Source organism: Myceligenerans pegani (genome assembly GCF_014892515.1).
GTDB lineage: Bacteria > Actinomycetota > Actinomycetes > Actinomycetales > Cellulomonadaceae > Myceligenerans > Myceligenerans pegani.
On sequence record NZ_JADBGR010000112.1, the window covers coordinates 141550 to 164733 of the forward strand.

The 23184-nt window shown below is 69.5% G+C and carries 15 protein-coding genes; 11 read left to right on the forward strand and 4 right to left on the reverse strand.

Translation table 11 applies throughout. The annotated features are described in order from the left end of the window. Positions 1–46: 46 nt before the first annotated feature. Entirely contained in the window at positions 47–799 is a 753-nt protein-coding gene (locus IIE03_RS25325) for an alcohol dehydrogenase catalytic domain-containing protein (protein WP_225998305.1), read from the reverse strand. A 116-nt stretch (positions 800–915) separates the two neighbouring features. Here IIE03_RS25325 and IIE03_RS25330 point away from each other — a divergent pair, with 116 nt between their 5' ends. The 8 genes from IIE03_RS25330 to IIE03_RS26970 all read left to right on the forward strand — a co-directional run bounded on the left by IIE03_RS25330 (position 916) and on the right by IIE03_RS26970 (position 15729). Then, a complete protein-coding gene (locus IIE03_RS25330) occupies positions 916–1479 on the forward strand; it encodes a TetR family transcriptional regulator (RefSeq protein ID WP_192865562.1) in 564 nt (187 codons plus the stop codon). Positions 1480–1775: 296 nt separating this feature from the next. Next, a complete protein-coding gene (locus IIE03_RS26965; protein WP_192865563.1) occupies positions 1776–6065 on the forward strand; it encodes a putative Ig domain-containing protein in 4290 nt (1429 codons plus the stop codon). A 67-nt stretch (positions 6066–6132) separates the two neighbouring features. After that, positions 6133–8178: a glycoside hydrolase family 31 protein gene (locus IIE03_RS25340; protein ID WP_192865564.1), complete on the forward strand. Its 2046-nt coding sequence runs from the start codon at positions 6133–6135 to the stop codon at positions 8176–8178. After that, positions 8175–9674, forward strand: a complete 1500-nt coding sequence (arfA, locus tag IIE03_RS25345; protein WP_192865565.1) for an arabinosylfuranosidase ArfA — start codon at positions 8175–8177, stop codon at positions 9672–9674. The genes IIE03_RS25340 and arfA overlap by 4 nt, the downstream gene beginning before the upstream one ends. Positions 9675–9705: 31 nt before the next feature. After that, positions 9706–12018, forward strand: coding sequence for an alpha-L-arabinofuranosidase C-terminal domain-containing protein (locus IIE03_RS25350; RefSeq protein ID WP_192865566.1), 2313 nt, complete (start codon positions 9706–9708; stop codon positions 12016–12018). Further along, positions 12015–12986, forward strand: coding sequence for a glycoside hydrolase family 43 protein (locus IIE03_RS25355; protein ID WP_192865567.1), 972 nt, complete (start codon positions 12015–12017; stop codon positions 12984–12986). The genes IIE03_RS25350 and IIE03_RS25355 overlap by 4 nt, the downstream gene beginning before the upstream one ends. Next, positions 12983–14038: a hydroxyacid dehydrogenase gene (locus tag IIE03_RS25360; protein ID WP_192865568.1), complete on the forward strand. Its 1056-nt coding sequence runs from the start codon at positions 12983–12985 to the stop codon at positions 14036–14038. The genes IIE03_RS25355 and IIE03_RS25360 overlap by 4 nt, the downstream gene beginning before the upstream one ends. Positions 14039–14043: 5 nt before the next feature. Continuing rightward, positions 14044–15729 (forward strand): glycoside hydrolase family 43 protein, encoded by a 1686-nt coding sequence (locus IIE03_RS26970; RefSeq protein ID WP_318843172.1) that lies wholly within the window; start codon positions 14044–14046, stop codon positions 15727–15729. A 46-nt stretch (positions 15730–15775) separates the two neighbouring features. Here IIE03_RS26970 and IIE03_RS25370 read toward each other — a convergent pair whose 3' ends face one another. From IIE03_RS25370 to IIE03_RS25380, 3 genes are all read right to left on the reverse strand, one after another. Continuing rightward, the gene (locus tag IIE03_RS25370) at positions 15776–17422 is read right to left on the reverse strand and encodes an AbfB domain-containing protein (RefSeq protein ID WP_192865570.1); all 1647 of its coding nucleotides are present in this window, start codon (positions 17420–17422) and stop codon (positions 15776–15778) included. Positions 17423–17620: 198 nt separating this feature from the next. Continuing rightward, positions 17621–18580: a glycoside hydrolase family protein gene (locus IIE03_RS25375; protein ID WP_192865571.1), complete on the reverse strand. Its 960-nt coding sequence runs from the start codon at positions 18578–18580 to the stop codon at positions 17621–17623. A gap of 52 nt (positions 18581–18632) precedes the next feature. Next, entirely contained in the window at positions 18633–19688 is a 1056-nt protein-coding gene (locus IIE03_RS25380; protein ID WP_192865572.1) for a LacI family DNA-binding transcriptional regulator, read from the reverse strand. 167 nt (positions 19689–19855) lie between these two features. On the opposite strand from IIE03_RS25380, the gene IIE03_RS25385 reads away from it, so the two are divergent. The 3 genes from IIE03_RS25385 to IIE03_RS25395 are packed head-to-tail and all read left to right on the forward strand — an operon-like array spanning position 19856 to position 23129. Continuing rightward, a complete protein-coding gene (locus IIE03_RS25385) occupies positions 19856–21178 on the forward strand; it encodes an ABC transporter substrate-binding protein (protein WP_192865573.1) in 1323 nt (440 codons plus the stop codon). A gap of 35 nt (positions 21179–21213) precedes the next feature. Beyond that, on the forward strand, positions 21214–22200 hold the full coding sequence (locus IIE03_RS25390; protein WP_192865574.1) for a carbohydrate ABC transporter permease: 987 nt from the start codon (positions 21214–21216) through the stop codon (positions 22198–22200). Next, positions 22197–23129: a carbohydrate ABC transporter permease gene (locus IIE03_RS25395; protein WP_225998306.1), complete on the forward strand. Its 933-nt coding sequence runs from the start codon at positions 22197–22199 to the stop codon at positions 23127–23129. Before IIE03_RS25390 ends, IIE03_RS25395 begins: the two co-directional genes overlap by 4 nt. Positions 23130–23184 lie beyond the last annotated feature (55 nt).

Sequence of the window (23184 nt, forward strand, 5' to 3'; positions counted from 1 at the left end):
CGAAAGGCTCCTGTGATGGGGGAAGATCGAGGGGCGGATGTGAGGGTCAGACGGTCGTGATGATGAGCTTGCCGCCCTTGGGTGTGCCGTCGCGCTCGGGTTCGGTGAGCGCTGTGACGGCCTCGGTGAGCGACGCCGTGTGGGTGATCGGCACCCGCCGGTGGGCCGCGTCCGGCGTGGGCCGAATCGGCCGCTGAGCGTCGTCGGATCGAAGCCGAATTCGACTATCGGGTCGAGGCCGAGGTCGCGCGCGTCTTGTGTGGCGGGGACGCGGCAGCTGCCTCCCACCGAGGCCGCGCGCCAGCGCGATCTGTGCGCCGGCTCGGCCGACTCCGTCGAGGCATCCGTTGATGAAGACCGATTGCCCGGGCTGCAGCCTTCCCTTCCTGACCACGGCCTGGTGTGCGGTGAGACCAACGGTCGGGATAGCGGCGGCCTCTTCGAAGGAGAGATCCGCGGGCTTCAGCACGACCCCTGTCTCCGTGGCCAGGACCATCTTGGAGAAAGCTCCCGACATCTCGATCGACGCCCCTCCGAGCACTCTGTCGCCGACGACGAACCGAGTGACACCCCCACCGACCGCCTGGACGACGCCCGCGAAGTCATGGCCCAGGCCGCGTGGGAACTTCCGCCCCGTCACCACCTTCATGGCGCCGCTGCGGATGCTCCGGTCCATCGGATTGGCCGCGGCTGCCCGCACGAGGATCAGAACATCGCCGGAACCAGGACGAGCCGGTTCGAAATCCTCCAGACGCAATACTTCGGGTCCGCCGTACTGGTGGTACGGGATGCGCTTCATCGGGCCTCCAAGAGCGATGTCATCGAGTGACATCACTCTACCACGATGATGTCACTCGATGACATCAGGGCGAGCGCGGTGGAGTGTCACGAGATGACGTCACCTAGACTCTCGACATGGCACGGTGGGAGCCCGGCGCTGGCGACCGGTTGCGCGAGGCCGCGCTGTCGCTCTATCTGGAGCGTGGCTTCGAGCAGACGATGGTGGCGGACATAGCCGGGCGGGCGGGCGTCACCGCCCGGACGTTCTTCCGTCACTTCGCCGACAAGCGCGAGGTTCTCTTCGACGGCGCGTCCGAGCTGGAGAAGAAGTCGCTGGCCGCCCTGGACGCGGTGCCGGCCCCGACGCCAGCACTGGATGCCGTCGCAGCCGTGCTCGACACCGTGGCCCAGGTGGCGGGTGGCGACCGTGAGCTCGCACGGAAGCGACAGGCCGTGATCATGGCCAACGCCGATCTCCGCGAGCGCGAGTTGATCAAGCTCACATCCCTGTCGACTGCCCTGGCCGAGAGGTTGCGACGGCGAGGCGTCGGCGACATCGAGGCCAGCCTGGCCGCGGAGACCGGCATCGTCGTGTTCCGCGTTGCCTTCTCGCGCTGGGTCACCGCCGCCGAGGTTCGGGACTTGCGGGACATCATTCGTGAGACGTTGAGCCGACTGCGGAACCTGGCCGGCCGCTGAACCGAATCCCAGCCGGCCGGCCCTTCTGACACCTACAAGCGATTTCCTCACGTTCCGCAGTGGTGAACACCACTGGTCAGGTCCAGAGCTGCCTGTCGGCGCGCCTGGGCGCGTCTTGACACAGCGACGGCGACTGCACCAGGATAACGATATCCCGATCGGGTAGCTGCCTGCTCGGTGGTCGCTGCGGGCGCGGTCCACCTCGTGTCCGCTCTCGTCGTCGAACCGATCCGCGTTACCCACCGTTTCACGTAACCCAACCCTTTGAACCCGTCCTTCACCTCAAGGAGCTCCACGTGAGAAGCAACGTCGCTTCCCCGCTGCGCATGCGCTTGACAGCGCTAACAGTGGCCCTCGTCACAGGACTGGGGGTGCCTGCCGCGTCGTTCCGAACCGCACAGGCGGCCGAACACGAAGCCATCGTCACCGACAACATCGTGGTGATCCACGAGACCGTAAGTGACGCCGGATTCGTTCACCCGGGCGTCGGACTGTCCGCCGACGACCTGCGCAACGCCCAGGAGATGGTCCGCTCCGGCCAGGAGCCGTGGGCGTCCTACTTCGCCGCGATGGCTGACACGGGCTTCGCGTCGAAGACGTACCGCGCCTCGAACTCCCGGTCGGCCGCCGAGCCGGACAAGGCGCTCACCGACACCTACGTCCACGGTGGCATGCGCTCGCGGCAGCGCAACGACTCCTTCGGGTCGCTCACCCAGGCGCTCATGTGGGTCATGACCGGTGACGAGGTCTACCGGCGCAACGCGATCCAGTCGCTGCGAGCCTGGGCCGACATGAACCCCGACGGATACGCGTACTTCCCCGACGCGCACATCCACACCGGGCATCCGCTGTACCAGCACCTGATGGCCGCGGAGATCATCCGCGCTACCGAGCCGCTCGCCGACGGCAGCCCCGGGACGTACGACGGCTACGACGTCGTCTGGAGCGCGACCGACGACGCGAATCTGCTGGCCAACTATGCGAACCCGGTCGTCGAGGTCTTCAACTTCTCCAACAAGAAGTGGATGAACCAGCACAACTTCGGCCTGTTCGGCCGGATCGCGACCGCCATCTACGCCGATGACGCCGAGGGCTATGCCACGGGCGTCGAGTGGACGACCGTGAACTCCACCTACGACGGCTACGACAACGGCGCGATCGCCCCGCAGATCCCGCTCATCAAGGCCGACGACCCGGCGAACCCCTACGGCTACGATTTCGTTCAGGTCCGCGAGATGGGCCGTGACCAGGCCCACGGTGAGTGCAACATCGACAACTTCACCGGCCTCGCCCGGATGCTCGAGGTTCAGGGCACCAAGGTCGATCCCGTCGCGGGCACCGTCTCCACCACTTCCGACGCCGTGTCCGTCTACGACTTTCTCGATCAGCGGCTCCTTGACGGCGCGAACCAGTTCTTCGGGTTCATGCTGGGCGCGCGGATCCCGTGGGTCGACGAGCGTGGCGAGGGATGGAACGGCAGCGTTTCCGAGGCCTACCGCGGTCGGATGTTCAACCCGGTGAACGAGCTCTACTACGAGTACGCGTACGAGCGTGGCGTGGACGTCGAGGCCGAGGCCCCCTGGGTCGCCGAGCTGTCGTCGCGCCTCGACGGGCCGTACTTCTACGGCGGCACCGACAAGGTGAACTTCTGGTCCCCGGGCGACAAGAACCCTGAGTACTGGGTCGCCTTCCCTGAGGAGCTGGCCGGCACCGAGCCGCCCGCGCTTCCCGACAGCCCTGCGCTGACCTTCGAGAAGGCGGGCCTGGTCCTCGACGAGGACACCGAGCTGGTGACGGAGGACGGCGAGACGTTCGCCCGTGCCTCGCTCTCGGCAGAGGGCACGATGAGCGTGATCAGCCGCGTGATGTGGCGGTCGGGCTGGCTCACGGGTCTGAAGTACCGCAGTGACGGGCCCGCCAGCCTGGATGTGCTGCAGAAGGAGGACCCGTCCGGGGTCAATCCCGACGAGTACGTGTTCGATCCGATCGCCACGGACCTCGAGCTGCCGGACACAGGGGGCGAGTGGCGGTACATCACGTACGCGCCCGCCGCGCAGAACGTCAACTTCTTCCGCCTGGCGGGGTCGGACGACGTGACGGTGGATCTGCACAGCGTGATCCTTACTGCGGCGACAGACCTGACCGCGCCGCAGTTCGAGCAGGCAGACGACACGTCGTACCTCACCGAGCAGCAGGAGACGGCCGTGGACCTGTCGGCGTCCGACGCGGGCGGGAACGTCACGCACGTGATCCACGGCCTCCCCGACGGGGCGTCCTTCGACGCCGGGACCGGCCGGCTGACGTGGAACCCGGCGCGGCGGCAGGCAGGGCGCCACGAGGTCCAGGTCGTCGCCGACGACGGGACCACGGTTGCCGCCCGCACGTTCGAACTCGTGGTGTCCAAGAACCGCGCGAAGACGATCAAGGCGGTCGTCGCGGACGGCACCGACAGGCGCGCCGTCTACACGACCACCACGGACGAGCCGTACCGCGAGGCACTGCGCGCCGCGAAGGACGCCGCCGATGACGGGACCGACGAGGAGTTCGAGGCGGCGCTCACCGCGCTGCGCGACGCGATCGACGCGCTGAGAAAAGTGAACCCGCGCCTGGAGGACGGCACGCTCGACTTCAGCGACGGCGTGGTCACCCCGACCGTGATCACCCCCGCCGCGGTCGACACCCTCGCGGCCGGCGAAGGTGCGGGCGGCGGCCTGCCGAACATCACCGTGGGGTCGTTCACGCTCGACTTCGGGCCGCGGTACCGGGTCGCCGCGGACGCCTTCGCGTTCCTCGCCCCGTTCACGTTCGGCAACCGCATGGAGGGCACCAACGTCTACGGCTCGAACGACGGCATCGGCTGGGACCTGCTCACCGAGCGCGACACCGACAACACCAACGAGTGGGACCGGATCGACGTCGTCGACGAGTTCCAGGGGCAGCCGTACCGCTACCTGAAGCTGCAGGTCGACAACCCCGGCATCGAGACGGATCCCGCGTACCCCGGCCTCTGGTCCTTCGTGCGCCTGCGCATCGACGGCGACCGCACCGAGGTACGGGGCGACATCGACACGGTGTCGGTCTCGGCGCCCGGCTCGCTCGCGAGCCGGGTCACCGAGGGTGACGACGTCGAGGTGTCGTTCACCAGCGTCAAGCCGATCACCGACGTCTCGGTGTCGGTCGCCGGCCAGGATCTCGCGGCGACCAGCGACGACGGCATGACGTGGACCGCGACCGGCACGGTCGGCGCGGTGAGCGGCGCCGGCCTGCTGCCGGTGACGATCGACCACCGGACCGCCAGGGGCCAGGTCGCCGACACGGTCCGCGGCTCCACCGACGGCACCCACCTGTTCGGCGCCGACGAGTCGTCGAGCATCGCCATGGGGATCACGACCGTGGTGAACGCGAGCGGCGAACCGGACGACGTGAAGGCTGGGCAGGCGGCGCTCCTGTTCGACGGCGACGGGGGGACGCAGACCAGCGTGCCCGCGGCGGACGGCGCTCACGACCTGATCTGGGACTTCGGGGAGGGATCGAGCTACAGCCTCGACCGGATCGACTATCTCGCCGCCCAGAACACGCCCGGCATGGTGCGAATGCCCGACATGGTGTTCCAGGGCTCCAACGACCTGGAAAACTGGACGACCGTCGCTGAGCAGCCGTTCAAGACGATGCAGTGGCAGGCGCTCGACGCGACCGACACCGGCAGCTACCGGTACCTGCGCGTCAGCAACAGCACCTTCATCGACATCGCCGAGCTGCGGTTCCACGGATCGGTGGACCTCGACCTGGAGCCCGTCATCGCGCGGGCCGAGGCGGTGGACCTGACCGCGCACTCGCGGGCCTCCGCGATCCTGTTCACGCGTGAGCTGGAGGCGGTCAAGGCCGCGGCGGCCGAGCCCGGGGCCGATCGGTCGGCGCTCGCGTTCCGGCTGCTGGACGCGTGGGACCTGCTCGAGCCGTCGCGGACGAGGGTTCCGGCGGCCATCGACCGCTCGTGGGTCACGGCCAGCTCGGTGTCGTGGGACAACAGGCGGGACGCGGCCGACAACGGCTGGGCGATGTTCGACGGCGACCCCGCCACGTTCACCGACACGAAGACGGACAACGGCTGGGTCTCGGTGATCCCGACGGACGGCACTGTCTTCACGGTCGAGGGGGTCCGGTACCGCCCCCGCACGGGCTTCGCGCCCCGGGCGAGCGGCGTCGACCTGCAGGGATCGGACGACGGCGGTGCGACGTGGACGACGTTCGCCGACACCGGCGCCGCCGCCGAGGGCTGGAACACGGTCGAGCTCGCCGGGTCCGTCGAGTACGGGGCCCTGCGGGTCAGCGGTTCCGCCGGCTTCGCCAACTTCGCGGAGGTCGAGTTCCTCGTCGCCTCGGTCGACCGGACGGGTCTCGAACTCTACCTGAGCGAGACCGCCGCGCTGGCCGAGGCCGACTGGACCGCCGACTCATGGGCCGCACTGACGGCCGCCCGTGACGACGCCGAAGCGGTCGCCGCCGCCGACGGCGCCTCCCAGGAGGACGTCGACGCGGCAGCCGCCGCACTCGCGGACACAATCGCCGCCCTGGTCGCCGCCTGACCGACCGTGACGCAGGCCCGGGTGCCGAGGCGCCCGGGCCTGCGCCGAGCCTCACCGAAGGAGCCCCATGACCGTGTTCGAGACGACTGACGACGCCGTGATCTGGCGCGGCGACGGCGAGACGCTCGTCGTTCAGGCCTGGGGCGCGAATTCGCTCCGGGTGCGCAGCAGCCCGTCGGGGGAGGTGATCGACAGCGACTTCGCGCTGCTGCCGCCAGCGCCGACGCGCGTGGACATCGCCGTCGACGGGGAGGTCGCGACCCTGACGAACGGCGCGATCACCGCGGTCATGCGCACGTGGAGCGGCATGGACGGTCAGGCCGGCTACCACGTCTTCAAGTGCGCACTGGAGTTCCGGGACGCCGACGGGCGCACCGTGCTCACCGAGTTCACTGAGTCCCTCAAGCGGCGCGCACGTCATTTTCGCCCGCTCGCGGGCGCATCCCACCACCTGCGCGCTTCGTTCGAGCCCGTCCCCGGCGAGAAGCTGTGGGGGATGGGCCAGTACCAGCAGGAGATCGGCGACGTAAAGGGCTCGATCTTCGAGCTGGCGCACCGGAACTCGCAGGTGAGCGTCCCGTTCGTGGTCTCCAGTGCCGGGTACGGGTTCCTGTGGCACAACCCGGCGATCGGCACCGCCGCGTTCGGAACCAACCGGACCGAGTGGACCGCCGAGTCCACGCGGCAGCTGGACTACTGGATCACCGTCGGCTCGACCCCCGCGCAGATCAGCGCTGCCTACGCCGACGCGACCGGCCACGCGCCGACGATGCCCGAGTACGGGCTCGGGTACTGGCAGTGCAAGCTCAGGTACTGGAACCAGGAGCAGCTCCTGGAAGTGGCGCGCGAGTACAAGCGGCGAGGCCTGCCGCTGGACGTGATCGTGGCCGACTTCTTCCATTGGCCGAAGATGGGCGACTTCCGCTTCGAGGAAGAGTTCTGGCCCGACCCGGCCGCCATGGTCGCCGAGCTGAAGGAGATGGGCGTCGAGCTCATGGTCTCGGTCTGGCCGCAGGTGTCGATCGAGTCGGAGAACTTCGCGGCGTTCAAGAAGGAGAACCTGCTCGTTCGCACCGAGCGCGGCCTGGACGTCCAGATGGGGTTCCTGGGCCCCAGCATGTTCCTCGACGTCACGAACCCGCGCGCCCGCGAGACGGCTTGGGAGATCATGCGACGCAACTACCACGATCTCGGGATCAAGCTCTTCTGGCTGGACGAGGCCGAACCGGAGTACGGCGTCTACGACTTCGACAACTACCGCTATCACATCGGCACGAACCTCGAGGTCGGAAACGTCTACCCGCAGGCGTTCTCCCGGATGTTCCACGAAGGTCAGCGCGAGGCGGGCCAGGAGGAGGTCGTGAACCTCGTTCGATGCGCGTGGGCGGGCAGCCAGCGCTACGGCGCGCTCGTCTGGTCCGGCGACATCCACTCCTCCTATGTGGCCTTCCGCCGGCAGATCACCGCCGGTATCCACATGGGCGTGGCCGGTATCCCGTGGTTCACGACAGACATCGGCGGCTTCGGCGGCGGGAACATCAACGACCCCGACTTCCACGATCTGCTCGTGCGGTGGTTCCAGTTCGGCGCGTTCTGCCCGGTAATGCGCATGCACGGCGACCGTGCGCCGGTCGATCGGGTGTTCGCGGCGGACGGCTCCGAGCGATGCGCCACAGGGGCCGACAACGAGCTGTGGAGTTTCGGCGACGACGTGTACGAGATCCTGACCCGCTACGTGAAGCTCCGCGAGGCGATGCGCCCGTACACGCGACGGCTGATGGCCGAGGCGCACCACGACGGGCAGCCCGTGATGCGCGGCATGTTCCACGAGTTTCCCGGGGACCCTGTCTGCTGGGACCTCACAGATCAGTACATGTTCGGCCCGGATCTCCTCGTTGCTCCGGTGGTCGAACCGCACGCGGTGACCCGTCAGGTCTACCTGCCGCTCGGCGCCGCGTGGACGGACCTGCGCACGGGCTCCGAGCATGCCGGGGGCCGGTGGATCGCGGCCGAGGCGCCGTTGGCGCAGATCCCGGTGTTCGCCCGCGACGGCGCACTGGCAGAGCTGGCCGGAGCGTTCCGGTCGACGACGACCACAGGAGAGTCCCCATGACCACAGCCCGCATCGCCCTGCGTCTCGACCCCTGCGCGCCCCCCGTGCGCCGCCGGCTCTTCGGGTCGTTCGTCGAGCATCTCGGCAGGGGGGTCTACGACGGCCTCTACGAACCGGCGCACCCACGCGCCAACAGTGAGGGTTTCCGCGAGGACGTCATCGACCTGGTGAAGGAGCTCGGCGTCAGCACGCTGCGCTACCCGGGGGGCAACTTCGTCTCCGGGTACCGGTGGGAGGACGGCGTCGGGCCCAGGGACCAGCGTCCCGTCCGTCTCGATCTCGCGTGGCAGATGCTCGAGACGAACCAGGTGGGCCTTGACGAGTTCGCGCGCTTCTGCGCCCTGACCGGTACGGAGCTCATGCTCGCCGTGAACCTGGCCACGCGCGGCATCACAGAGGCGCTCGACCTGCTCGAGTACGCGAACCACCCGTCCGGCACCACCTTGTCCGATCAGCGGATCGCCAACGGCTCTCCCGAGCCGCACGGCATCCGGATGTGGTGCCTGGGCAACGAGATGGACGGCGAATGGCAGATCGGCTTCATGGAGCCGGAGGAGTACGGACGGCTCGCCGCCCGGACCGCGAGCGCGATGAAGAAGATCGACCCCACCCTCGAGCTCGTCGCCGTGGGGAGCTCGTACTCCGGGATGCCGCGTTTCGGCGAGTGGGAGCGCATCGTGCTCGAGAAGGCCTACGACTACGTCGACTTCATCTCGTGTCACTCGTACTACCAGGAGAAGGACGGAGACCTGGGCAGCTTCCTGGCGTCGTCGACGGACATGGACCACTTCATCGACACCGTGGCGGCGACGATCGATCACGTGAAGCTGTCCCGCCGGAGCGAGAAGACCGTGCAGATCTCGTTCGACGAATGGAACGTCTGGTACCAGGGTGCTGATCCCCATCCAGAGCGTGAGCTGTGGACGCTCGGCGCACGCGGGCTCGAGGACGTCTACTCGGTGGCGGACGGCGTGGTCGTCGGAAGCCTGCTCGTCACGCTGCTGCGGCACAGCGACCGCGTGGCCGCGGCGTCGATGGCGCAGCTGGTGAACGTCATCGCGCCGATCATGACGGCGCCGGGAGGCCCGGCCTGGCGTCAGACGACGTTCTTCCCGTTCGCCACGACAAGCCGCATGGCGAGCGGCGTCGTGCTGCGTCCGCGGGTCGAGGTCGAGACGTACGCCACCGCACAGCACGGCAACGTGCCGCTGGTGGACGCCGTGGCCACCTGGGACGAGGACGCCGGCTCGGCCTCCGTGTTCCTCGTGAACCGCAGTGTGGACGAATCGGTCACCGTCAGCATCGACCTCGGCGACATCCCCGTCACCCGCATCGCGGAGGTGCAGTCGCTCTGGGACGACGACGTGTACGCCCGGAACACGCTCGAACATCCGGAACGTGTGCGTCTGCGCGATGACGACGACGTCGTCGTTCACGACGGCGTGGTGACGATCACCCTCCACCCGGTGTCATGGACCGCCATCGGGTTGGCCTGACCCGAGCCGCGACAGAGAAAAGGAACAACTGATGAGCCGTTTGGACATCGTCGTCGACGCCGCTCCCGAGGTGGAGGTCGCCCCCGACCTGTGGGGGATCTTCCTGGAGGACCTCAACTACGCCCTGGACGGCGGGCTGAACGCGGAGCTCGTCCGCAACGGCGACTTCGAGTACACCGCGGGGGACGTGCCCGGATGGGGACCGCTCACCGGATGGGGCGTCGAAACGCCCTCACCGACGCGCACCGTGTGGCCCCGCACCGAGGACCCCGTTTCGGAGAACAACGCCGTCCACATCCGGGTCGAGGGCCCCACTGTGCTGCGCAACGAGGGGTGGGAAGGGATCCGGGCGCGCTCCGGTGAGAGGCTGCGCCTGCGCTTCGCGGCGCGGCTTCTGCCCGACGCGACTCAGGGCCTTGTGTGGGTGCGGGTCGCCGGCCGGGACGGCGAACTCACGACGGCCGCTGCCGTCGCCGTCCCCGCCGGCGACTGGTCATGGTGCGAGACGACGCTCGACGGCATCGCGACCGGGACGGGACAGCTCCGGATCGACGTCCCCGACGGCGTCGTCGTCGACATCGACTGCGTCTCCCTGCGTCCGCTCGACGACGCCGGCCGGCCCCGGCTGTTCCGTCCGGACCTCGTCGCCGCGCTCGCCGCGCTGGAACCGTCGTTCGTCCGGTTCCCCGGCGGTTGCCTGGCGCACGGGGTCGGGCTCGACAACATCTACGACTGGAAGGGGTCCGTCGGTCCGCTGCACGAGCGCCGGCAGCTCTCGAACCCCTGGGGCTACCACCAGTCGCGCGCGATCGGGTACTACGAGTTCTTCCTGCTGTGCGAGGAACTCGGTGCGCGACCGCTGCCCGTCGTCGCCGCCGGCGTGTGCTGCCAGAACACGCCCGGAGGGCCTCGGGCCGTGCCGCTGAGCGAGATGCCCGCCTACGTCCAGGACGTGCTCGACCTGATCGAGTTCGCCCGGGGTGGCGCGGACACGGAGTGGGGTGCGCGCCGCGCCGAGCTCGGCCATCCCGAGCCGTTCGAGCTGCGGTACCTCGGCGTCGGCAACGAGGACGAGATCACGCCGGACTTCCGCGACCGCTACGCGCGGATCGAGGACGCCGTCCGCGGCGCGCACCCGGACGTCGCCGTGATCGGCACCTCGGGGCCGTCCTGGTTCGGGCGCGACCACGAGGCCGGCTGGGCGTTCGCGCGCGAGCGGGGAACCGCGATCGTCGACGAGCACTACTACGAGACCCCGATGTGGTTCCACCAGAACCTGCACCGCTACGACGACGCCGACCGCTCCGGACCCGCCGTCTATCTCGGGGAGTACGCGGCGCGCAGCAGCAGGATGCGTTCGGCCCTGGCGGAGGCGGCGTACATGATCGGTCTCGAGCGGAACTCGGACGTCGTCCGCCTGGCCTCCTACGCGCCCCTGCTCGCACGTGTCGGACACACCCAGTGGCAGCCCGACCTCATCTACTTCGACGGCGAACGAGTGCTCCCCACGGCGTCGTACCACGTCCAGCGGATGTTCTCCGCCGAGCGGGGAGATCGCGTGCACGGGGTGCGCACCGGCGGCGGGCGTGAGGTCCCCGTGTCGCAGGCGTCCCGGGGACCCGTGAACTTCCGGCTCGCCACGGGACGGTTCGCCCTCACGGAGGTGAACGTCAACGGCGAGAAGCTCCCGGACCAGACCCTCGCCGCCGGGGTGCCCCTCTCGCTCGGACGGTTCGGCCTGGACGGCCTCGACGTGCGCTTCGTCGCGGAGCGGCTGGAGGGGGAGAAAGGCTTCAACCTCGACATCGGCGAGGACGGTCCCGAGACCACGTTCAGCATCGACATGGGCAACTGGCGCAACGACTTCGTGACGGCCAAGCGCAGCCAGTACGGGATCCACGGCGACATCGCCGAGGGCGTCATCTGGCGGGGCTTCGCCACGCGAGCCGCCGTCGCGATGCGTGTCCTCGTCACCAGCGGGCGGCTGCGGGTCTGGGCCGACGACGCGCTGCTGATCGATGCCACCGCGTCCCTGGAGCCCGAGCAACGGTTCGCCGCGGGCGCGATGTCCCGGCGCTCCGCGGACGGGACCGAGCACGTGGTACGTCTCGTCAACGCGACCGACGACACCCTGCCGGTGGCGATCCGGCTCGACGGGCGCGCTCCCGAGGCCGTGCGCACTGTCGTGCTCGCCGGCGCCGGACCCGACGAGGGCGCGGCGTTCGACGCCTCACCCGTCGAGCCGCGAACGGGCGACGCCGAGCTCGCCGACGGCACGGTCCGGCTCGACCTCGAGCCCTGGTCGTTCACCGTCGCCGTGATCGGGTCGGCGGGTGCATCGTGACGACGACGGAACCGGCGGACGCCTACGGGTACCTTTTCGTCCACTTCTTCGACGAACCCGGCGGCGAGAGCATCTACCTGTCGCTCAGCGACGGCGACACGCCCCTGCGCTGGCGGCCGCTCGCGGGCGGCCGCCCGGTGCTCCGCAGCGACGTCGGGACCCGTGGCGTGCGCGATCCGGTGCTCGCCCGGGACCAGGCCGGAAGGTTCCACATCCTCGCCACGGACCTGAACGTCGAGTCCGGCCAGGGCGGCTGGGACCAGTGGGTCCGGCACGGCAGCCGCAGCCTGGTGCTCTGGGACTCGGACGACCTCGTCACGTGGTCCGGGCCGCGGCTCGTCGAGGTCGCACCGCCCGAGGCGGGAATGGCCTGGGCCCCGGAGGTCGTGACCGACCCGGACACCGGTGACCGTGTCGTCTTCTGGTCCTCCCGGTTGTACGACCCGGACGACGTCGACCACGCCGGTGACTCCTACAGCCGCATCCTCTGCTCGCGTACGCGTGACTTCGAGACGTTCACCCCGGCCGAGGTGCTCATAGACACCGGGCGGGACATCATCGACACCGCGATCCTGTTCGAGGGCGACGTGGTGCACCGGGTCAGCAAGGACGAGGACGACGGCGAGCACAGCCCAGCCATCCACCACGAGGTCGGCGGCTCGCTGTTCGCGGGCGACTACCGCACCGTCGCGACCCGCGTCGCCGCGGAGCACTTCGCGCGTATCGAGGCGCCGATCCTGCTGAGCGATCCTCGTGCGGGCAAGTGGTACCTCTTCCTCGACCAGTACGCACAGCTCCCGCAGGGCTACTTCGTGATGGAGACGGACGACATCGCCGCCGGGCGCTGGACACGCGTCCCCCCGGACGAGATCGTGCTCCGTCCCGGGACCAAGCACGGTGGCATCCTGCCGCTGCGCCTGCCCGAGTGGGAGAGACTCGACGGCATGACCCAGGGAGCCACCCTATGACCACCCCACACGGGACCCCCGCCGGGCGCCGCCCCCGGGTCGCACTCGCGATGCGGCCCGCGGCGCTCGCGGACGACCTGTTCGCAGGACTGTGGCCCGAGCTCGACAGCCTGGCCGACCTGACACCCGGCGTCGTCACGGAGTGGGACGGCGACGCCGTGGCCGTCCTGGCCGACACGGAGGTGCTGTTGACCGGCTGGGGGTGCCCGCGGGTCACCCGTGACCTGCTGGCCCGCGCGCCCCGGCTGCGCGCCGTGATCCACGCCGGCGGAGGGGCGGCGGCCGTGGTCGACGCCGAGGCCGCCGCGGAGCGCGGGATCGAGCTGTCGGACGCAGGGGACAAGAACGCGGTCCCGGTCGCGGAGTACACGTTCGCGATGATCGTGCTGGCGGGCAAGCGGGCCCGGTACGCCGAGCGGCTGTACCGCGACCGCCGGGCGTTCATCGACCGGGAGGCCGAGCTGCGTGACACCGGGGGCTACGGCCGCGTGGTAGGGCTCGTCGGGGCGTCGCGGATCGGGCGCCGGGTCGCGCTGCTGCTCGCGGGCACCGACCTCGACGTGCTGGTGCACGACCCGTACCTCTCCGCGGCCCACGCCGCCGCGCTCGGGGTACGGCGGTGCGATCTCGCGGAGCTGATGTCGGCATCCGACATCGTCTCGCTACATGCCCCTGTCACGTCCCAGACGGTGGGGATGGTCGACGCCGCCATGCTCGGGCGGATGCGCGACGGCGCCACGTTGATCAACACGGCACGAGGGGACCTGGTCGACCACGTGGCCCTGCTGGAGCACCTGCGGCCGGGCCGGATCGACGCGGTGCTGGACGTGACGGTGCCCGAACCGCTCCCCCCGGACCACGAGCTGTGGTCGCTGCCGAACGTCGTGCTCACTCCGCACATCGCCGGGGCGACGGGCAACGAGCTGGCCCGGCTCGGCCGGCACCTGCTCGACGAACTACGTCGGCTGCGCGACGGCGTCCCGCCCGCCGCGGCGGATCCCGCGGCCCGCGCCGTTGCCGGTTCGGCTCCGACCGGGCGTCAGGGGAGGTGAGCGCCGTGCGTGCAGTCAACCCTGTGATCCGGGGGTTCGCGCCCGACCCGTCCGTGATCCGGGTGGGTGACTGGTATCACCTCGCGACGAGCTCGTTCGAATGGTTCCCCACCATCCCCCTGTTCCGGTCTCGGGACCTGGCGTCGTGGGAGCCCGCCGGGGCCGTGGACACGGCGGTGCCGGGCCGGTCCCTGCTGGGCGTGCCGGACTCGGGCGGCATCTGGGCTCCTGCGCTCAGCCACGCCGACGGCGTGTTCTGGGTCGTGTACTCGGTGGTGCGAAGCGTCGGGACGCGGTTCTTCGATCTGACCACGTACGTCAGCATCACCGACGACGTCACCGGCCCGTGGTCGGAGCCCGTCCGCGTGCCGGGCCACGGGTTCGACCCGTCGCTGCTGCATCACGACGGCCGTCACTACCTGCTGAACCTGCAGAACGATTCCCGGGTGGGCGGTCGTCGCTTCGACGGCATCGTCCTGACCGAGCTGGGCGTCCCGAAGCCCGGCGGGCGCCCGGATGCCTCCCGGATCCACGCCATCGGCCCCACCCGGCTCTTGCTGCAGCGCGAGGAACTGGTCGAGGGCCCGAAGATCACGGCCAAGGACGGCTGGTTCTACCTGCTGCTTGCACAGGGTGGCACGGGCGTCGAGCACGGAGTCCTCGTCGCGCGGTCCCGTAGCCTGACCGGACCGTACGAGGTCGACGCCGTGCCGCTGCTCACGACCCGCGACGATCGCGGCGTGCCCCTGCAGAAGGCAGGGCACGGCGAACTGGTGCAGGCGCCGTCGGGCGCATGGTTCCTGTCCCACCTCGCGTCACGCCCGCTGGAGACCGAGCAGGGCCCGCGCAATCCACTGGGCCGAGAGACGGCGATCCAGCGGGTCGAGTGGGTCGACGGCTGGCCGAGGCTGGCGCACGGTGGCTGGCACCCCGCGGTCGAGATCGATGTCACGGACGCGGTGACCGTGTCGGACGACGCCGTGGTGGCCGCCGTCGGCCCTTCCGAGGAAGACATGGGCTCGGACGGCTTCGGCACCGTGCCGGGCTGGCCGTGGTCGACTTTGCGTGAGCCCGCGGGGGACTGGCTCGACCGGACGAGCAGACCAGGGTACGTCCGCCTCGTCGGCCGCATGGGGCCGGAGTCCCTGTGGCAGCAGTCTCTGCTGGCGCAGCGCTTGACGGAGCACCACGCCGAGGTCGAGGTCACGGTGGAAGCGAGTCCCGTGACGTTCACGCAGTCGGCCGGCTTGGTGCTGTACTACAACACGACGTCGTACCTGCAACTCCACCTGACCTGGGCCGAACCCGCGGGCCAGCCGCAGGCCGGCCAGCAGTGGCGAGGCGTCGGGCGCCGCGTGCTGCGTCTCGAGCACGGCCGCCCGGAGGATGCCCGGGTCGTGGCCGAGGTCGACGCGCCGTCCGGACCGGTCCGCCTGGCCGCGAGGATCGACGGCGGCACGGCCCGGATGTTCGCGGGCACTGCGGGTGGGGAACTGCACCCCGTCGGCCCTGACCTGGACTTCACCGACCTTTCCGACGACTTCGGCCCGCGTCTCCGGTTCACCGGCGCCCTCGCGGGAATCAGCGTCGTCGACCTGGTTGAGGGGACCTTTCACGCGGACTTCACCGGCTGGGCGCTGCGACAGACAGCGGCGCCGCAGTGGAGATCCGCCGGCTGGGCCGCATCATGACGGACGCCCTTGGCCGGCCTCGTCGTGGCCGGCCAAGGGCGCGGTATCAGGCGACCAGCCGGAACGTGGCGTCCTGGCGGCTGAGGTCGGTGCTGACGGGGTCGATGCGCAGAGCGTAGTTCGCGTGGCGGATGTACCGGTCGGGGAAGTTGTACGACTGGAACGAGGCCCAGCCCGCGTTCGCCAGCCCGGCCATCTGCCTGAAGGAGGCGTCCTGGCTGAAGAGCGTCGACCCGTCGTTCGCCCGGAGCTTGAGCGCGAAGTCCTCGTGACGGATGTACCGGCCCGGGTAGTTCTCCGACTCGAACGAGACCGTCCCTGAACCCGCGAGCCCCGGCACGACACGGAAGAGGGCGTCGGCCGCGGGGCTGATGTCCGCGTCGATCCGCATGTCGAAGCCGGCATGGCGGGCGTACCGGTCCTGAACGTTGTACGACTGCAGGCGCCGGAGCGTGGTGTCCGGGGCATGCATGAGGGTGGTGAATCCCAGGTGGTCGAAGCCGCCGGAGGTGGTGCCGTAGTCGCCGCCTCCCCCGTCAGGGCGCAAGGTCTCGGCGATCCGGCGGCTCCAGGGGGCGGACAGGCCACGCCGGCCCTGGTAGTGGCCCAGGACGAGGTCCCACACGGGCCTGGCCTGGCCACGCGCGGCGGTGCTGATCTCGGTCTGGGTGTTCCACCGGGGAGAGGAAGCGGGGCCGGACTGCCACGTGTACTCGCTGAACGGGACCTCGAGGCCGACGTTGTACCTCGCGACGTACTCGCACCCCTTGAGGAACCGGTTGCCGCCGTAGCCGTAGCAGTCGATCCCCTGGTTCCATGCCATCTCGCAGAACGTGCCCATCAGGCCGATCCCCATCATGGTGTGGCCTTGGTCACGGCCGGACTCCTGCCACTGCGCCAGGCCCTCGTTCGCGTAGACGAACGGGGTGGCGTTCTCGATCGAGCCGTTGCCCGCGCCGCTCTCGAAGTAGTCGATGGCACGGTCCACCAGGTCCTGGCGGTCGGCGAAGATCCCGATCGCCAGGATCGAGCACATGTTGCACAGGTCCCAGTTGGCCCAGTAGTTCGTGATGACCGCGCCGTTGTGGTTGGTGAGGAAGTCCTCGTTCAGCGGGAGGAACACGTTCAGCAGCATGTCCCGGAAGCGGGTGACGTCGAAGCCCGGGTGGTCGCGCACGAGCTCGGCGGCGTTCGCGAATTGATAGCCGTAGATCCCGGCGGCCAGGAAGCGGTCGGCGTTGCCGGTCACGGTCGTCAGGGTGCCCGACCAGGCGTTGAGGATCCGGGCGGCGGCGTCCCCGTGCGTGCCGTCACCGCTGATCCTCCAGCGCAGTGCGTTCTGGTACGCGGCGGCGATGTCCGGGTACAGCTGCGCGTAGTTCTGCCCGTCCCCGCCGCGGATCACGGTCTCGAGCGGACGCGGGTTCCAGCCGGTCGTGGACCGGGGGTTCGCCACCAGGCGGTTCCAGCCTCCCGTCCACGGCTGGGATCCGGCATCGACCCGCTGGGCCGCCCGGCTCAGGTCGGCCGCCGTGTGCAGCATGCTCGGGTGGCTCGCGACGGCGCTGGCGGGGATCATGCTCGCCGTCCAGGCGATCAGCGGGGCGGCAGCCGCCGCACCGAGCAGCGTGCGGCGGGTCAGGGGTGACTGCGCGACGCGGCGCAGGGGTGAGGTGTCGGGGGAGTGTGCCATGACAAGCTCCATCCAGTCGGACTCGTCGTCGAGTCACAGGGATCTACGTTGACCCCGTGAAATCGCAGGTGAAATGTGCGATGTGTCATAGAAGCAGGATAACGTTATCACGTCGGGCGAAGTTTGGGGAGGTTTTCTGGTGGGAGAAGTGCACCGCGCGGTGGAGGTGTGATCGGTGCCCGGGTCACCAGTGGGAACCTACGCCCCCGCGACGGGAAGGAACGGCGCGTGGAGCACCTCGTCCCGGTCGCAGCGCAGCTCGTCGTCGACCACGTGGGCACGGGCGACCTGGATCGAGCTGCGCCGTTGCTCGTACGCGTCGTCGTGCGCCGTGCGGCGGGGATCGCGGCCGGGGTGGGTGAAATAGAACACCCAGGCGTCGTCGTCGACGACGACGACGTCCGCGTGCAGGCCGATCGTGCCGTCGTCCGTAGCGGAGCCGGGTGCGTCGAGGATGCGGCCTCGCGGTTCCCAGTGTTCCAGGTCGCGGGAGCGAAGGACGCGCTGTCCCGCCCACTCGTCGACGAGCATCCAGTACCAGCCGCCGAGCTCGAAGACGTTCGGGCCCTCGTGCGGGACGTGCCCGACGACCTGGCCGGTCGGGCGCCATATCGCGAGGTCGTCGCTGTCGGCGGCGTGCGTGCTGCTGTGATCGGCCTCGTCCTTATACCACATGCGGTACCCGCCGCCGGGGAGCGGGAGGACGCAGGCGTCGATTACGCGGTCCGAACCCAGGTCGAGGGTGGAGCGGAACTCCCAGGTGACAAGGTCGGGGCTCGTGTAGTGGCGGATCGTCCGCGGGTGTCCGGCCCACCGTGTCGGCACCCCGGTGATGTAGCTGACGTACATGTGGTACGTCGCGCCGTCGTCGTAGATCTCCGGCGCCCAGAACGTGTTGCGGCCCGCTTCCGTCTCGAGGCCCGCGACGACCCCTCGGTGGGTCCATGTGGCCCCGCCGTCCGTACTGGACGCGATGCCGAGGTCCGTGCCGTGCACCCAGGCGACGTCGTCGTCACCCGCCGGTGGTGACCAGGCGCGACGGTTGGTGTAGAGCATCCACCACGAGTTCTCGGCGCGGTTGCGGACGACGACGGGGTCGGCGGCGCCGTCCAGAACCGGATCGCGGAACAGCGGACGGGGGACGGGAATCGACGTCATGGTGCCTCTCTTCGTTCAGATGTCGGACAGGCGGTTGTGGGACCGCGGGCGGTCACGCGCTCGGCGGAGCGGTCGACTCGCGCACGACGAGCTGGGGGACGACGACGCTGGTCCTGGCGGCCTGCCCGGTGGTGCCTGCCGTACCTGCACCGTCGCCCTCCTCGTCGGTCATGAGCCTTTCGAGCAGGCTGAACGCCCGTTCGCCGAGGTCCTCGAAGTCCTGGTCGACTGTCGTCAGGGACGGCCGCCACAGAGCGACGAGTGGCTGGTCGTCGAAGCCGACGACGGAGATGTCCCCCGGGACGTCGAGGCCACGGTCCGACAGAGCGCGCATGAGCCCGATTGCGATCTCGTCGTTGCCGCAGAGCACCGCGGTGACGTCGTCGCGCCCGGCGATCCGCTCGCCCCATCTGTATCCCGAGGCGGCGTCCCACTCCGCGTTCATCACCGTCGGCACCTCGGCCCCGGCGGCGGTGAGCGCGGCGCGCCAGCCGTCCGTGCGGCCGGAGTGCTTCCCGGCGGTCGGCCCGGCGACGTGGTGGACCGTGCGATGGCCCAGGCGCAGCAGGTAGTCCGTGGCCCGGCGCGCGGCGGTGCGCTCGTCGATCAGGGCGGCCGTGGCGTTCCGGGTGCGCCGTGTGCCACCGCCGGCCACGACGACGGGCAGACCCTCGGGTAGCAAGTGTCCGGCGTCGATTCCTGCGCGGTCGAACTCCAGCACGATCGCGCCGGCAGTGGGCTGGGCGAGGGCCAGGTCGACGGCACGTTTGAGGTCGTCGTCGTCGTCGGACTCGACGACCGTGATCGTCACGGACATCCCCGCGCGGCGGGCCGCGGTCTCGATGCCCTGGAGCGTACGCGCGTAGCCGTAGTTCGCCGTCGCTCCGGACAGGACCGACACCAGCGTGCGGCGTCCGGAGCGAACCGACCGCGCGGCCTGGTTCGGCCGGTAACCGAGGGTCTCGATCGCGCGGTGCACGCGCTGGGCGAGCTCCGGGGCGACGTACTTGGTGCCGTTGAGGACGCGTGAGACGGTCGGCACCGACACCTGGGCCTCGCGGGCGACATCGGCCAGGACGGGGGCACGGTAGCGCTTCTGCGTCGTCATGTCCCGAGGATAAGTGCTGCCGGTCCGCGGAATGACGATTTCCCCGTGCGAGCCGTTGCCGGACCGGGTCGTGTCACAGGTATATTACGGGAACTTGACGCGGCCGCCTTCGGCAGACAGGATAACGATATCCCGCATGGTGCGGCTGTCTCGAAGGAGAGATACAGATGAGGATGAACCACACGCGGTGGGCGGCGTCGGCCGCCGTTGCAGCGACGGCCGTGAGCCTGGCGGCCTGCTCGGGCGGCACGCCGGCTGCGGAGCCGGAGGAGGAGGGCCCCGTGACCATCGAGGTCTGGGGCTGGAACGCCGAGACGGGTGAGCAGATCGCCGAGGCGTTCAACGCCGCCCAGGACGAGGTGAAGGTCGAGTACGTGCTGCAGGCGAGCAACGTCGCCACGCAGACCAACTTCCGCAACGTGTTCGAGGCTGGTGAGGAGGTCCCATGCCTCGTGCCCGGGATCGTGCCACTGACCACACTGGTGGTCAACGGCTGGGCGCAGGACATCACCGACGTCGTCACCCCGTCGGAAAGTCTGTACCACGAGGGCGCCCTCGCGGCGGCCCAGATCGACGGGAGGTACTACGGCCTGCCGTCCGGGTCGGACGGGCAGTTCCTGATCTACAACACGAAGACGTTCGAGAAGGCAGGCCTCGAGGTGCCCACCACGTGGGAGGAGTACGTCGAGACCGGGCGCGAGCTCAAGAAGGACGGCGTCGACATCGCCAACCTGGCCGGTGAGGACCCGAGCACCCTGATCAACCTCGCGCAGCAGGCAGGCGCCGAGTGGTTCGCGATCGACGGCGACCAGTGGGTCGTGAACTTCCTGGACGAGGGCACGCTGAAGGCAGCCGACGTCATGCAGCAGCTCGTCGACGACGACCTCGTGTCCAACGAGACCTACCAGGACAAGCCCGCGCTCTATGCGTACTTCGACTCCGGCAACATGGCGTCCACGACCACGCAGTGGTGGTCGCTGACCGGCTACCAGACCGACATGAAAAAGTCCGCGGGCGACTGGGCTGCCACGGCGATCCCGCAGTTCGAGGGCGCGGCCGAGCCCGTGACCCCCGGCCGCGCGGCCCCGGCGTTCGTGCCGGTGGGCTGTGAGCACCCCGAGGCCGTCATGAAGTACACGGACTGGCAGACGACCGCCGAGGGCATCGAGGCCGGGCGGAACCCGGAGACCGGGGCGATCGCGTTCCCGAACCAGATCGCCGACCCGTCCGAGTACGCCGCCGACGTCGTCCCGGAGGGCTTCTTCACCGACGACGCCGCGGCCGTCGATGCCATCGTGGAGGCCCAGGAGCACGTGATCGGCAAGTTCGAGACCGGCCCGAACTTCGACGCGTGGTTCCCCGAGCTGCAGGACCAGTGGGGCAAGGCCGTGGCCGGTGAGCAGACCTTCGAGGACGCCTTGGCGAACGTGCAGGACTTCGTCGCGAAGGATCTGGACGCCAAGGGCATCTCGTACACGCTCGGCAGCTGACATACGGACACGAGGGGAGGACACCGATGAGGAGCATGACCGAGACCACCCGCCCGCGCGGCACCCATCACGCGGACCACCCGGCCTCCGGGCCACCCACCGGTTCCTCCCCTCGGGTCCGGCGCCGCCCGCGGTGGCGCGCGGTCCAGGCGTTCAAGGGTGCCGCGCTGACCTTCCCGTTCCTCGCGGGCTTCGGCCTGTTCGTCCTGGTGCCGGTGGTGATGGCGCTCAAGGAGAGTGTGTTCGCCACGAAGTCGGCCGGCGGGCTGGGCTTCGGCGAGCAGACGGTGGCGTTCGTCGGCCTGGACAACTTCGTCGAAGGTCTCGGGGACCAGGTCTTCTGGGCCGGAATGCTACGCGTGTTCCTCTATGCGCTCGTGGTGGTCCCGTCGACGCAGTTGCTGAGCCTGGCATGCGCGCTGCTGCTCGACGCCGCGCGACGCCGCACCGCGGCCCGTCTCCGCGTCGTGCTCCTGCTGCCCTACATGGTGCCCGGCGTGGTGGCGACGATGGTCTGGCTGTTCCAGTACAGCCCGGTGGTCGGGCCGCTGAGCGCGTTCTTCCGCCTGTTCGGGCTGGACCTGAACTTCTATTCGGGTGAGCTGGTCTGGTTCTCGATCGGGAACATGGCCCTGTGGGGCGCCCTCGGGTTCAACATGCTCATCCTCTACGGCGCGCTGCAGTCCGTGCCGCACGAGATCTTCGAGGCCGCGCGCCTCGACGGCGCCGGGGAACTGCGCATCGCGCTCGCGATCAAGGTCCCGTTCGTTCGCAGCTCGCTGGTGCTGACCAGCCTGCTGTCGATCATCGGCACCCTGCAGCTTTTCGACCAGACCCTGCTGTTCCGGGCCGTGACGCCCGAGACGATCACCAAGGACTTCACCCCCGCGATGATGATCTACAACCAGGCCTTCCAGGTGGGCAACCTCAACTACGCGACCGCGCTCTCGGTGATCCTCGCCGCCGTCGTCGGCGTGGCCTCCGCGTTCGTCTACCGCTTCACGAACCGGGAGGAGGCATGAGCGCCCCGGTCGGAACGTCGCCGGGAGCGTGGCGGTCGACGACGTCGCCCCGGCTGGGCCGGCGGAAGATCTCCGACCGCAGCGCGTCCGAGGCGCGCGGCGTCTCGCGGTGGGTGGTGCTGGGGGTCCTTGTCATGCTCGCTCTGTACGCGGTGGCGCCGCTGTGGTGGCTGCTGGTCGCCGCGACCAAGAGTCGCGAGGATCTGTACTCGACCAACGGCATGTGGTTCGCGAGCCCAGGCCTGCTGGACAACCTCCAGGCGCTGTTCACCTACCAGGACGGGATCTTTGTGCGGTGGCTCTGGAACACGGTGGTGTACTCGGCCCTCGGCTCGATCGGGCTGACCGCGGTCGCGCTGGCCGCCGGCTACGGCCTGGCCAAGTACACCTACCGTGGGAAGGGTGCGACGATGGCCCTGATCATCGGCTCGTTCCTGATCCCGGGCTCCCTGCTGATCGTGCCGACCTTCCTGCTGTTCACCGAGATCGGTCTGTACAACACGATCTGGGCGATGATCCTGCCGGGCATGTTCGGTTCGTTCTCGGTCTACCTCGCCAAGGTCTACGCCGAGGGCGCCGTGCCGAGTGAGCTGATGGACGCCGCGCGGATCGATGGGGCGGGTGAGTACCGCATCTTCTTCTCCATCGGGGCGCGGCTGATGAGCACGGCCGCCGCGACCATCTTCCTGCTGCACTTCGTCGCATCCTGGAACACCTTCATCTGGCCCCTGGTGTTCCTCAAGGGAGCCGAGAAATGGCCCGTGATGCTCGGCCTGTACTCGTGGCTGCAGCGCGGAGTCGACAGCCAGTACGACCTGACCGGCCTGGTGATCATCGGGTCGCTGATCTCCACGATCCCCATGGTGCTGCTGATGATCTCCATGCAGCGTTACTGGCGTTCGGGTGTCACCATCGGCTCGCTCAAATGAAGCCGATCCGGACCGGTGCCGGCCGGGGCGAGCTGGTCTGGCGCGAGGAGTGGAC